This window comes from Micromonospora sp. NPDC005291, from assembly GCF_040607415.1.
GTDB lineage: Bacteria > Actinomycetota > Actinomycetes > Mycobacteriales > Micromonosporaceae > Micromonospora.
In genome coordinates this window covers 353274-365814 of record NZ_JBEXGR010000006.1, presented here as the reverse complement: position 1 = coordinate 365814, position 12541 = coordinate 353274, and the positions used below count along the sequence as shown (strand labels likewise).

General features: G+C 72.4%; 10 protein-coding genes. 2 read left to right on the top strand and 8 right to left on the bottom strand.

All coding sequences use genetic code 11. The annotated features are described in order from the left end of the window. Window positions 1–79: 79 nt before the first annotated feature. From ABZT18_RS12180 to ABZT18_RS12165, 4 genes are all read right to left on the bottom strand, one after another. Window positions 80–2554: an FtsX-like permease family protein gene (locus ABZT18_RS12180; protein ID WP_355251281.1), complete on the bottom strand. Its 2475-nt coding sequence runs from the start codon at window positions 2552–2554 to the stop codon at window positions 80–82. 146 nt (window positions 2555–2700) lie between these two features. Beyond that, window positions 2701–3366: a response regulator transcription factor gene (locus ABZT18_RS12175; protein ID WP_354994069.1), complete on the bottom strand. Its 666-nt coding sequence runs from the start codon at window positions 3364–3366 to the stop codon at window positions 2701–2703. Next, complete coding sequence (locus ABZT18_RS12170; protein WP_355251278.1) at window positions 3363–4577, bottom strand: histidine kinase; 1215 nt, start codon at window positions 4575–4577, stop codon at window positions 3363–3365. The genes ABZT18_RS12175 and ABZT18_RS12170 overlap by 4 nt, the downstream gene beginning before the upstream one ends. 26 nt (window positions 4578–4603) lie before the next feature. Next, complete coding sequence (locus ABZT18_RS12165) at window positions 4604–5302, bottom strand: DUF305 domain-containing protein (RefSeq protein WP_354994071.1); 699 nt, start codon at window positions 5300–5302, stop codon at window positions 4604–4606. A gap of 138 nt (window positions 5303–5440) precedes the next feature. On the opposite strand from ABZT18_RS12165, the gene ABZT18_RS12160 reads away from it, so the two are divergent. Beyond that, window positions 5441–6886, top strand: a complete 1446-nt coding sequence (locus ABZT18_RS12160) for a hypothetical protein (protein WP_354994072.1) — start codon at window positions 5441–5443, stop codon at window positions 6884–6886. Between the two features lie 248 nt (window positions 6887–7134). Then, the gene (locus tag ABZT18_RS12155) at window positions 7135–8364 is read left to right on the top strand and encodes an SLC13 family permease (RefSeq protein WP_355251275.1); all 1230 of its coding nucleotides are present in this window, start codon (window positions 7135–7137) and stop codon (window positions 8362–8364) included. Between the two features lie 34 nt (window positions 8365–8398). Here ABZT18_RS12155 and ABZT18_RS12150 read toward each other — a convergent pair whose 3' ends face one another. The 4 genes from ABZT18_RS12150 to ABZT18_RS12135 all read right to left on the bottom strand — a co-directional run bounded on the left by ABZT18_RS12150 (window position 8399) and on the right by ABZT18_RS12135 (window position 12390). Then, window positions 8399–8875: a DUF1203 domain-containing protein gene (locus tag ABZT18_RS12150; RefSeq protein WP_354994074.1), complete on the bottom strand. Its 477-nt coding sequence runs from the start codon at window positions 8873–8875 to the stop codon at window positions 8399–8401. Window positions 8876–8943: 68 nt separating this feature from the next. Further along, complete coding sequence (locus ABZT18_RS12145; RefSeq protein WP_354994075.1) at window positions 8944–9768, bottom strand: MerR family transcriptional regulator; 825 nt, start codon at window positions 9766–9768, stop codon at window positions 8944–8946. A gap of 59 nt (window positions 9769–9827) precedes the next feature. Continuing rightward, on the bottom strand, window positions 9828–11417 hold the full coding sequence (locus ABZT18_RS12140) for an asparagine synthase-related protein (RefSeq protein ID WP_354994076.1): 1590 nt from the start codon (window positions 11415–11417) through the stop codon (window positions 9828–9830). 4 nt (window positions 11418–11421) lie between these two features. Continuing rightward, entirely contained in the window at window positions 11422–12390 is a 969-nt protein-coding gene (locus ABZT18_RS12135) for a DUF5715 family protein (protein ID WP_354994077.1), read from the bottom strand. Window positions 12391–12541: the final 151 nt, after the last annotated feature.

Here is a 12541-nt window from a genome sequence, read left to right as displayed (position 1 = left end):
GGTCCCGCCGCCGGGGAAGACGGCGGGGCCGGCCGGCGGATGTCCGTCCGCGACAGCTGCCCGGTCGGAACAGCGTCCGTTACTGGTCGGCGAGCGCCTCGACGATGGGGCGGGACAGCGCCCGGCGTGCCGGCACCACCGAGGCGAACAGGGCGGCCAGCACCGCGACGCCGAGGATCAGTAAGAGTTGGCCGAGCGGCAGCACCACGTGGAAGTCGCCGCCGAGGCGGGCCAGCAGGGCCATCGCGGACGCGCTGACGCCAGCGCCGAGCCCGACCCCGAGCACCGCGCCAACCAGCGCCATCAGCACCGCCTCGACGGCGAGCACCGCGCGCATCCGCCCTCGGGTGAGCCCGACCGCCCGCAGTACGGCGTTCTCCCTGGTCCGCTCGACCACCGACAGGCTCAGCGTGTTCGCCACGCCGACCAGGGCGATCACCACGGCCAGGCCGAGCAGCGCGGTGACGAAGGCGAGCAGCATGTCCACCGTGCCGGTGAGCATCTTCTTGTACGCACCCTGGTCCATCAGATTCACCGTCGGGTAGCGGCCCAGCACCGCTTCGATCGCGTCCCGGGCCTGCTGGGCGCTCACCCCGGCGGCGGGGTCGATCTCGGCCAGGAAACCTCGCTGACCGGGGAAGAGCGCCGCGAAGTCCGCGTCGACCATGTCGATGACGTGACCTGCGGGCGCACCGTTGCCGGGCGTGTCGTCGGTGACCACGGCGGCCACCCGGTACGACCGCCCCCGGACGGTCACCGGGGAGCCGACGTGCCAGCCGCGTGCCTGCGCCAACTCCCGGTGCACCAGCACCTGCCCCGGCCCGACCCGGGCGGCGTCGCCGGCCAGCACGCCGCTGAGCGTCCGCCCGACCAGCGCCGGGTGGGCCGCGCGGACCTCGACGTCGGCCACGACCGTGTTGCGCTGCTCGTGCACCACACCCAATTCGGGGCGGGCGGCGAGCTCAGCGGCGAGCGCGGCGGGCAGGTCCTGACCGATTCCGCTGACCACGAAGTCCGTCCCGATCTGGGCATCCACGCTGCGTTCGATGCCGTCCTTGGTGCTGCGCGCGCCAACCATGAACGCCGACACCAGTCCGATCCCGATCACCAGGGCGGTGGCGGTCGCGGCGACCCGACGCGGGTTGCGGACCGTGTTGGCCACCGCCAGCTCACCGGTCGCCCCGAGCAGGTGGCGTGCCGGCCAGCCGAACACCCGGGCCAGCGCCGGGACGAGCACCGGCCCGAACAGCACGATTCCGAAGAAGGCCAGCACTCCGCCGACCGCCACCAGCAGCAACTGACCGGCGCTGGCGGCCCCGGCCAGCGCGGCGACACCGACGGCCAGCACCACCGCGCCGAAGGTCAGCCGCACCCGACCAGCGCCCTGGCTGGGCTGCACCGCGGCGTCGGTGAGCGCGGCCACCGGGGCGACCCGTGTCCCCCGCCACGCCGGCAGCAGGGCGGCGCACACGGTGAGCGCGGTGCCCAGCAGCAGGCCGGTCACCACGGTTGAACCGGTCACGGTCAGCCCACCGGTGACCGGTACGTCGAGCCGGGGCATCAGCAGCCGCAGTCCGCCGGCGAGGGCCACGCCGAGCAGCACCCCGAGTGCGGAGGCGGCCAGCCCCAGCACCGCGGACTCCAGCAGGGCGGCCCGGAAGACCTGCCCCCGAGTGGCGCCGATCAGGCGTAACAGCGCGGTCCGCCGGGTGCGCTGCGCCAGCACGATCGCGAAGGTGTTGGCGATCACGAAGCCGGCCACCACCACGGCTACCCCCACGAAGATCAACAGCAGCATCCGGAACTGGTCCACATTGCGGACCGCGTCCTCGACGGCCTCGTCGAGGATCTGCTGGCGACTCTTCACGGTGGCTTCGGTGCCAGCCACGGCGCGCACCCGCTCGGCCAGCGCCGTGACGGAGGCGCCCGGCCGAGCCGCCACCATGATGCGGCCAAAGCCCCGCTCACCGCTGAGAGCCAGCGCGTCCGACCCGACCAGGCCGACGAACGGACCGCCGACGTCGCGGGCGGTGCCAGCCACGTCGACGGTACCAACCAGGGTGTACGGGCGGGCCGCGCCGCCGGTGCCGCCGATGCGAACCGCAGCGCCCAGGGCGAAGCCCTCCTCGGCCACCGTCGGCGCGTCGAGCACCACCTCCCCGGCTCGGTCGGGCAACCGGCCGGCGACCACGTCGTACGAGCGCAGGGCGTCCTCGGTGGGGATGGCGACGAGCATGGTGAAGCCGAGCACCGGCCGACCGTCGGCGCCGACGATCCCGGCGGTGTTGGTGAGCTCACCAGCCGCGGCGGCCACCCCGTCGACCGCACGCACCCGGTCGACCAGGGCCGGGGGCAACACCTCGCGGCCGGCCGAGTAGACACCCAGATCGGTGTGCCGGTCGAAGGTGCCGGCCCGCTCGTACGCCCCGGCGCGCATCCCGTCGACGAAGATCATGGTGCCGGCGACGAACGCGACACCGAGCACGACGGCCAGCGCGGAGAGCAGCATGCGCAGCGCCTCGGCGCGCAGCGAACGCAGGGTCAGGCGGATCATGCGGGGCTCCCGGTGCCGGTGGCGGATCGGACCCCTCGACGCTATGGCCGGCGCTGGTCCGTTGATCTCCACCTGCGCGCTCGACCTGCGTGCGTCCCGGGTCGCGGTGCGCCCGCCGGCCGGTACGACCCAGGTCGTACGCGGCGTCATCCGCCGGGTGTGACCAGCCCACTCTCGTACGCCAGCACAACGGCCTGGACCCGGTCACGCAGCTGGAGCTTCGCCAGGATCCGCCCGACGTGGGTCTTCACCGTCGCCTCGGCGACGTGCACCCGGGCGGCGATCTCCGAATTGGACAGCCCCTGTGCGACCAGCAGCAGCACCTCCCGCTCCCGTTCGGTGAGCTGCGCGAGCCGAGGGTCGGTGCTCGGGGTGGCGCCGAACTGCCCGGCGAACCGGTCCAGCAGCCGCCGGGTGATCGACGGGGCCACCACCGAGTCGCCCTGTGCCACCACCCGGATCGCGGCCAGCAGTTCCTCCGGCGGGACGTTCTTGAGCAGGAAGCCGCTCGCCCCGGCCTGCAGGGCGGCGAACGCGTCCGCCTCGGTGTCGAAGGTGGTCAGCACCAGCACCCGGGGCGGACCCGTGGGCCGGTCGGCGCAGAGCCGCCGTGTCGCCTCCACCCCGTCCATGGTCGGCATCCGGATGTCCATCACGACGACGTCGGCCTCGGTGCGGGCGAGCACCCGCAGGGCGTCCGCGCCGTCGATCGCCTCCCCGACCACCTCCAGGTCGGGCTGGGAGTCCAGCACCATCCGGAACCCGGCGCGGATCAGTGCCTGGTCGTCCACGATCACCACTCGGACCGTCATGCCGCGATCACCTCCGTTGCCGGATCCGACGGTAGTGGTAGCCGGACCTCGACCTGCCAGCCACCGGCCGGCCGGGTGCCGGCGGTCAGGCTGCCGTCGTACACCGTCACCCGCTCCCGCATACCGAGCAGACCGTGACCTCCGGACGGCGTTGGGCTGACCAGCGGGCGGCCCCGACCATCGTCGACCACCCGGACCACGACGGCCTCGGCCGTGTACGCCAGGACGACCTCGACGCCGGCACCGACGCCGGCGTGCTTGAGCGCGTTGGTCAGCGCCTCCTGCACCACCCGGTAGACGGTCAGCTCCAACCCCGGGGGCAGGGCCGGCGGTTCACCGGTGACGGTGCTGCGGATGCGCAGCCCCGCCTCGCCGAACCGGGCCAGCAGGTCGGGCAACTCGGCCAGGGCCAGGCGCCGGTGTTCCGGGTCGGCGGCCACCACGAGCCCGTCGGCCCCGACGGCGGGGCCGGCGTCGCGCAGGACGCCGACCAGCCGACGCATCTCCTCCAGTGCCTGCCGGCCGGTGTCCGCGACCACCTTCACGGCGGTGCGGGCCTGCTCGGGGTCACGGTCGAGCATGAACCGGGCGCCGTCCGCCTGGACGATCATCACCGCCATGCTGTGGGCCACCACGTCGTGCAGCTCACGGGCGATCCGGGTGCGCTCCTCGGCGACCGCCGCGCGGGATTCGGCCTCCCGCTCGCGTTCCAGGGTCGTGGCCCGTTCTTCCAGGCTGAGCACATAGAGGCGGCGGGTCCGCACGTTCAGCGCGACCAACCACACCGCGCCGGTGACCAGCGCGTACCACAACGCGGTCACCCACCAGCTGACGACGCCCGGAGTCTGCGCGGCGGCGAGCAGCACGCCAACGGCGGCGACCGCGCCGGCCAGTACGCCGTCGCGCAGCCGCCTGCCGTACTTCACCACGCTGTAGAGCGCGATCAGGACGGCCACGTCGTAGATGAGCGGGCCCCACTCGGCGATCACCTGGATCAGGGCGAGCGCCGCGACCGCAACGGTCACCGCGCTCGGGTGGGACCGGCGGAACAGCAGGGCCACGGCCATCCCCGCGCCGACCAGCGTGGCCGCCCAACCGCCCGGCTGGTTCACCGCCGCGGCCAGGGAGACGAGCACCACCAGGGCGGAGACGCCCACGTCGAAGGCGACGCCGCGTAGCGGGCGGCCGAACATCGTGCGTCTCACGGTCACCCAGCGTACGTGCAGGAAGGCCCGGCTCAGTCGCCGAGGACCTCACGCAGGCGGTCGATCTCGACGGTCTGCTCGGTGGCGACCGAGTTGGCGAACTCGTTGAGCGTCAGGTCGGAGCCGACCGTGAGCAGGTTGGTGGCCATCTCGATGGCACCCTCGTGGTGCTCGGTCATCATCCGGACGAAGAGCCGGTCGAAGTCCGCGCCGCGGGTCGCGGCGAGCTGACGCATCGCCTCGGGTGACTGCATGCCGCGCATGGTGCCGTGATCGTGCCCCTGGACCTCCGCCGGCAGACCGCGGGTCTGCAGCCAGCCACGCATCATGCCCATCTCCGGTCCCTGGCTGGCCCGGATGCGATCGGCGAGGGCCCGGATGTCGGGGTCGGCTGCCCGGTCGGGGGCGAGCTCCGCCATGGCCAGGGCCTGCGCGTGGTGCGGGATCATCATCCGCACGAACCAGACGTCCAACGAGTTGTGCGGCGCCGGGCCGGCATCGCGGACCTCGTGGGCCGCGCGGGTGGACGCCGACTCACCCGGGCGGCCGGGCGCGATGACGGTCAGGTCGGTGGGTACGGGGCTGACCGTCGGCGTTACGGCGGGCGCGGAGACCGGCCGCGCGGCGCCCGTTCCGGCGTCGCCCCCGGCGCGGACCACGATGAAGGCCACCAGTGGCAGCACGAGCGCCAGTGTGACGATCGCCAGGGTTCGTGCACGCCGATTGGTCATGGGCCACTCCCTGGGGTCGAGGTCATCGCGATGTTATCCATTGAAGAAGACACTTTGATGTGAGCCAGGTCACATCGACGTTCTTCTCCGGACGGTAACGTGTCGACCATCATCTCCCCCTTGCGAAGGGCCTCGCCGATGATCAGACTCCACATGCCACGGTTACGACAACTGCGCATCATGGCGCTCGCCACGACCGGTCTCCTCGTCGCCAGCGTCCTCGTCGCCCCGGCGAGCAACGCCCAGGTGGTGCCACAGGCGGCCCCCGCCGCCGCGCCCACCAACACGATCCCCGGCGTCGACGAGATCGTGAGTAGCCCCAACCTGCGGCAGATCGCCAACCTGCCCAAGGTCGCCCCACTGGACGCGACCAACAGCGACATCGCCTTCCAGGGCAAGTACGCCTTCGCCGGCAACTACAACGGCTTCGTCATCTACGACATCTCACGACCGAGCGCGCCGACGGTCAAGGCCCGGGTGCTCTGCCCGGGGTCGCAGAACGACATCTCGGTCCACGGCGACCTGCTCTTCCTCTCCACCGACTCGTCGCGCAGCGACGACTCCTGCAACAGCACCACGCAGGGGGCGGACGTGAAGGGGTCCTGGGAGGGCATCAAGGTCTTCGACATCAAGGACAAGGCCAACCCGCGGTACATCAAGTCCGTCGAGACGGCCTGCGGCTCGCACACCCACACGCTGGTGCCGGGCAAGGACCGCAAGGCCATCTACCTGTACGTCTCGTCGTACAGCCCGCGGGCCGAGTTCCCGGACTGCCAGCCGCCGCACGACTCCATCTCCATCATCAAGGTGCCGCTGAAGAAGCCGACCGACGCCGCCGTGATCGCCGCCCCGAACCTCTTCCCGGACGGCGGTTTCCCGGGCAGTGGAACCGGGTCGGCGACGACCGGCTGCCACGACATCACCGTCTACCCGGCCAAGGACCTGGCCGCCGGCGCGTGCATGGGTGACGGCATCCTGCTCGACATCAAGAACCGCGAGGCACCCCGGGTCATCAACCGAGTCCGGGACACGGTCAACTTCGCGTTCTGGCACTCGGCCACCTTCAACAACGCCGGCACCAAGGTGATCTTCACCGACGAGCTGGGCGGCGGCGGGGCGGCGACCTGCAACGAGGCCATCGGACCCAACCGGGGCGCGGACGCCATCTACGACATCACCGGCCGCGGTGACGCTCGGGCGATGAACTTCCGCAGCTACTACAAGATCCCCCGCAACAACGCCGACACCGAGAACTGCGTGGCCCACAACGGCTCGCTGATCCCGGTGCTCGGTAAGGACATCATGGTCCAGGCGTGGTACCAGGGCGGCATCTCGGTCTGGGACTTCACCGACTCGGCCAACCCGAAGGAGATCGCCTTCTGGGAGCGCGGTCCGCTCTCGACCGACACGTTCGTCGGCGGTGGCACCTGGTCCGCGTACTACTACAACGGCCACATCTACTCGAACGACATGGTGAAGGGCCTGGACGTCCTGGAGCTGAACGACTGGCGCACCTGGACGGCGAACCTGACCCGCTACAAGGAGCTCAACGTGCAGACCCAGCCCAGCTACCTGAGCTGGTAGGCACCCGAGCACCGATCTCGTAGGCACCGCGCGCGACGCCGGGCCCGGTCCCCGATCCTCGGGGGCCGGGCCCGGACGCCATGGGGTTGATCGACGGCTCTGCACCACACCGGTGCGGCCTGTCCGGTTTCCGGAACCGGGCCACCTCAGCCGGCCGCACGCACACGTCCGCGCGCTGATGGGAGACTGGTCACCACGACCGGGCCAGCGCGGGCGGCGGGCCGGCCACCGTGCCAACGTGGTCAGACGTGAAGCTTGCCGCCGCCGACGCCCCGCCCTCCCCACCCGAGCCGACCGCACGATGGCGTCCCCACCCGCTCGACCTGGTGGCGGTCGTCCTCGCGGTCGCCGGGGCGGCCTGCGCACTGAGCGGGCTGCTGCCCCGCGCCGAGACCACCGACACCCTGCACCGCGTCCTGCCGCTGCTGCTGTTCCTCGGCACCGTGATCGTGCTGGCCGAGCTGACCGCCGTGGCCGGGGTCTTCGACGTGCTGGCCAGCCGGCTGGCCATCGCCTCCCGGGGCAGCTGGGCGGCCCTGTTCCTGCTCTGCGGCAGCCTCGCCACGCTGACCACCCTCGTGCTCAACCTCGACACCACCGCGGTGCTGCTCACCCCGGTGCTGCTCGCGCTGGCCCGCACCCTGCACGTCCCGGCCGGCCCGCTCGCGGTCACCACGGTCTGGCTGGCGAACACCGCCAGCCTCCTGCTGCCGGTGTCCAACCTGACCAACCTGCTGGCCGCCGACCGGGTCGGGTTGGCCCCCCTGGCGTACGCGGCCCGGATGGCGCTGCCGCAGCTCGCCGCCGTGGCGGTCACCATGGTACTGCTCTGGTTCGTCTGGTGGCGGCGGGACCGGCCGGCCGGCGGACGCTTCGTTCCGCCGGCCCGACACGTGCCCGCCGATCCGGTGCTGCACCGCACGGCGCTGGCCGGTTGCCTGCTCTTCGTCGCCGGCATCGTCGCCGGAGTGGAGATCGGGGTCGCCTCCACCGTCGCGGTCGCGCTGGTGCTGCTCGGCTTCGTCGTCCGTTCCCCCGCCACGTTGCGCCCGGGTCTGGTGCCGCTCCGGCTGCTGCTCTTCGTCACCGGCCTGTTCCTGGTGGTGCAGACCCTCGGCCGGTACGGGCTGGACGACCTGGTCGCCGGCCTGCTCGGCGCCGACGGCGGCGCGGCCGGGGCGCTGCGCGCCGGTGGGACGGGCGCGCTGCTGGCCAACGGGGTGAACAATCTGCCGGCCTACCTGGCCGGCGAGTCGGTGCTGCCGATCGGCGACGAGACCCGCCTGCTGGCCCTGCTGATCGGCGCCAACGTCGGCCCACTGGCCGCCCCCTGGGCGTCGCTGGCCACCCTGCTGTGGTTCGAGCGGTGCCGGGCGGCCGGGGTGGCGGTGCCGGTGACCCGGTTCGTGCTGACCAGCACCCTGCTCGCGGTCACCGGCACGCTCGCCGCGGTCGGCGCGCTGCTGCTGGTGAGCTGAGCGCCGACCGCCCGATCGATCGTGCCGGCTGGCGTCACCCGTCGGCCCGCTCCACGGCGAACATGAAGCAGCCGTACACCACGTTGCGGCTGTGCAGTTGGTGCACCGCCGGGTCACCGAACAGCTCCGCGATCACCGCCTCCGGGTCCGTGCCGTCGTGCAGCCGGCCGCCGTGGATCCGGCCCTGGCGGTTGTACGCCCGCAGCACCTGGGGTCGCCCCCGCCAGGCCGGCGGGTGGACGCTCGGCGCGTCCGGGCCCGGGCACGCGGTGGCGTGCGCGAAGACCGGGCCGATCTCCCGGTACGGGCCGGAGGCGACCGGGGGCGGGTAGCCGAAGAGCAGCAGCGCCTCCCCCGCCTCGGCATCGCGCAGGCAGCAGCGCAGCGGTTCCCCGCCACCAGCCGCGAGCGCCTCGGCGGGGTGGTCGTCGGCGTCGCGGCCGGTGCGGCGGATGGTGTCGAGCGCCTCGGCCGGCAGGGCGAGGACGCGGAACGTGGTGCTGTTCGTCATACGTCCAGCCTGGCCCGACGACGGCGCGAATACTGGCGGCGATCGGACCTGGCGCTGGGCGGGGCCGATCAGCCGCGGTACACGGCGAGCTGGAGTTCGGTGACGCCCTTCTCCGGGGTGTCCGGGCAGTAGTCCAGGTACACCTCACGGGCGAAGCCGTCGGTGCGGTAGCCGTTCTCCTCGATCCACCGGGCGAGCGCCTGCATGCTCTGTTCGACGTCGTCCATGGCACCGTGATGGATGATCGTCGCGGCGGTGGTCACCGCGGGCAGGTCGACCACGGCGACCTCCCCGGCCGCTGACGCCTCGACCGCCGCGACGGTGACCCCGGCGTGCACGACGACCGCCTCGCCGTCGGCTGCCTCGTACCAGGCGATGGTGGGCCCGGCCGGGCGGATGCCGGCGGCGTCCAGCCGACGGAACAGCTCCGGGTAGAGCGGCTGGATCACCGGGCCGATGTCCTCGGTCTGGTAACTGGGCGCGACGGCCGTCAGCTCCGCGACGCGGACCGGCGAGATCTCCTTGAGTACGACGTCCTGGGTTGTCATCGTTCCCTCCGACTCGATCGTTCGGAGCCTCGCCTCGACGGCCGCCAACCGGGCGGTGTCCGCGGACAGGCGGGCCGCCAACTCGGAGCGGCGTAGCCGCAGCATCCCGCGCAGCTCGGCGACGTCGACGGCGTCATCGACGATCGCGCGCACCTGCTCAAGGGTGAGACCCAGGTCTTTGAGAGCGATCACCCGGTTGAGCCGGCGTAGCTGGTCGGCCCGGTAGAAGCGGTAACCGGTGTGCGGGTCGACGCTGGCCGGGCGCAGCAGGCCGATGCTGTCGTAGTGGCGCAGCATCCGGACCGACACCCGGCCCAGTCTGGCGAAGTCTCCGATGGTGAACATGGTCCCCCCACGCTCGTCCCTGACACCGTGTCAGAGTCAAGCGTGGTCCGCGGGGTCGTTCAACGGCGGGCCGGACGCGGGCCGACCAACCGGCGGACCATCGGCGCGGCGTTCCACTTCGCCGCGCCAACCAGATCGCGGGCGTGCTCCAGGACCGTGTAGTCGGGCCGGGTCTGCCCGTCGGCGAGGGCCAGGTCCAGGTCGTTGCCACACCGGGTCAGCACGGTGTCGAAGTCCCGGCGGACCGGCTCCTGCAGGTCGTAGCCGAACGAGCGGTGCAGCCGGGCGAAGAGCGGCTTGTACAACCGGACCCGCTCGTGCAGGCCCGACGAGTACGACATCGGGTTCTTCGCGCGGCGCAGGATGTAGTCGGGCAGCACGTCGGCGAACGCCCGCCGGACGATCCACTTCTCCTGCCCGTGGCGCAGCTTCAGATCCAGTGGCAGCCGCATCGCCAGCTCCACCACGCTGAGGTCGAGGAACGGCACCCGGGCCTCCACCCCGTGCCCCATGGCGGCCCGGTCGACCCGCTGCAACTCCGTACGGCACAGGTTGCGGATCCGGTGCAGGAACAGTCGACGGGCCGCGCTCGGGCCGACCTGGTGATACATCGGGTACCCGCCGAACAGCTCGTCGGAGCCGTCGCCGGTGAGCACCACCTTGATGCCCAGGTCACGCAGTCGCCGGAAGATCGGCACCGAGACGACCGCGTTGATGATGTCGCCGTACTCGGTCAGCTCGGAGATCCGGATCGCCTCGCGCACGTCGGCGAGCCGGATGTCGCGCGGGCGCAGCTCGACCACCACGTGCGGCACGTCGAGATCGGCGGCGAGCCGCCGGGCGTACGCCACGTCGGGGCTGTCCGCCACGCCGACCGTCACCGCCACGCAGTCCGGGTGGATGTCCCGCACCTGCCGCAGGGTCAGCGAGCTGTCCAACCCGCCGGAGAGCACCACCCCGACGGTCAGGTCGGTCTCCACCCGCATTCGGATCGCGTCGCTCAGCGCGGCACGGACGAGCAGCGCCGCCTCGTCCGGGTCGTCGATGACCGGCAGGCCCTCACCGATGGTGAGCAGGTCCACGTACGGGCTCAGTCGCACGTGTCCGTCCGCATCCGCCCAACCGTGGTGCCCGGGCGGCACCTCGGCGATCGGAGCGCCATGCCCGACGAGCGCCTTGACCTCGGAGGCGAGGTGCAGGCAGCCGGGCCGGCGGGACCAGTACAGCGGCTTGACCCCGAGCGGGTCGCGGGCCAGGTACGCCCGGCCGGTGGCCCGCTCGACGACCGCGAAGGCGTACTCACCGCGTAGCCGGGTCACCGCCGCCTCGCCCCACTGCTGGAACGCGGCGAGCAGCACCTCGGTGTCACTCTCGGTACGGAACGCCTGCCCCAGGCGGGTCAGCTGCGCGCGCAGCTCCCGGTAGTTGAAGATCTCGCCGTTGAAGCAGAGCAGCCAGCGCTCGTCGGTCGAGGTCCACGGCTGTACCGCACGGTCCCGGTCGACGACGCGCAGCCGGCGGGTGCCGGCGAGCAGCCCGTTCTCGGACCGGGTCTCGGTCACCTCGCCGCGGGGCGCCAGGACGGCGAGCATCCGCCGGAAGGTCGCCGGGTCGGCTTCGGGGCCGATGCTCAACGCGATGCCGCACATCGGCTCAGACCCCCATCTCGGCCTCGTACGCCCGGCGTAGGCGACGCCGGGCGGTGGGCGCGAGACACAGGTGCCAGGCCTGCCCCTCGTCGATCACGTTCAGCTCCCCGGTCTCCTGCCGGGCCAGCAGCAGCTCGGCCAGCGTGTCCCGCGCACCGAAACGCTCGAACCAGGCCAGCTCGACGTCGACCGAATAGCCGAGGCAGTGCCCGCTGGGCAGCATCGCGGCGTAGCCCAGGCGGCGCAGCCGGTACTGGTGCTCGGCACTGCGGACCAGGCTGGTCACCCAGAGTGGTGGGGTGGCCGGAGGCGCGGCAGCGGCGAACTCACGTCCGAGGTCGTTGAGCAGCGCCACCACCTCGCGCCGGGCGCGGCGGAACAGCAGCCCGGCGGTGCGCGGGGTGGAGTCCGGTTGCAGACGGCGACGGAGCCCACGCGCGGCCCGGCCCAGGATGGTGGCGGGCTGCTCCTGATAGCGGAAGCGCAGCAGGTCGCGGCGGCGCAGCCACTCCAGGTCGACCAGGTCGGCGCTGCCGTTGACCTGGTCGTCGGTGACGAAGGTCGGGGCGTCCTGCCACCACAGCACGTCGATGCGGGAAAGCAGGTAGATCCGGACCAGCGCGGTGAGGTCCCGCGCCGACGTTCGCTCGTTCGGCTGGTAGCGGGCCATCTCCAACAGCAGCGTCTCGCGCGCGCCGATCAGCCCCTGCGGGGTGGCGTCGAGGACTGCGGCGAGCGCTGGCTCCCGCAACCGCTCGTCGATGAGCACCTGCCGAGCCCGGGTGCTCGCCGCGTCAGCCAGGGCGCCGACCTCGACCAGCAGCTCGGCGACGGCGACCCGGTAGGCGGCCAGGTCGGGCGCGGCGGCGGGAAGGCGGCGGGGCGGCGCGCCGGAGGGCCGGCGGCGGGCCGGGGCGGTGGGCGACACGGGCGAACCGGGTTGCTGTCCCGAGCTACGGCTGGGCACTCGCATGACGGGTCCCTCTCTCCGATCACGGCACTGGGTGGCTCGCCCTAGAACACACCGTAATCATCGGGACCGGAATAGACCGAACAATCCTCCTATCTACCCCGAAGGGAGCGAGCCGTCCGGTTGGGTGCGCTCGATCGGCGGCGGGGGTGCG

Excerpts from the sequence above, each read along its gene's own strand:
- ABZT18_RS12180 (WP_355251281.1), bottom strand. The coding sequence starts at position 2,554 with ATGATCCGCCTGACCCTGCGTTCGCTGCGCGCCGAGGCGCTGCGCATG.
- ABZT18_RS12175 (WP_354994069.1), bottom strand. The coding sequence starts at position 3,366 with ATGACGGTCCGAGTGGTGATCGTGGACGACCAGGCACTGATCCGCGCC.
- ABZT18_RS12160 (WP_354994072.1), top strand. The coding sequence starts at position 5,441 with ATGATCAGACTCCACATGCCACGGTTACGACAACTGCGCATCATGGCG.
- ABZT18_RS12140 (WP_354994076.1), bottom strand. The coding sequence starts at position 11,417 with ATGTGCGGCATCGCGTTGAGCATCGGCCCCGAAGCCGACCCGGCGACC.
- ABZT18_RS12145 (WP_354994075.1), bottom strand. The coding sequence starts at position 9,768 with ATGTTCACCATCGGAGACTTCGCCAGACTGGGCCGGGTGTCGGTCCGG.
- ABZT18_RS12135 (WP_354994077.1), bottom strand. The coding sequence starts at position 12,390 with ATGCGAGTGCCCAGCCGTAGCTCGGGACAGCAACCCGGTTCGCCCGTG.
- ABZT18_RS12165 (WP_354994071.1), bottom strand. The coding sequence starts at position 5,302 with ATGACCAATCGGCGTGCACGAACCCTGGCGATCGTCACACTGGCGCTC.
- ABZT18_RS12150 (WP_354994074.1), bottom strand. The coding sequence starts at position 8,875 with ATGACGAACAGCACCACGTTCCGCGTCCTCGCCCTGCCGGCCGAGGCG.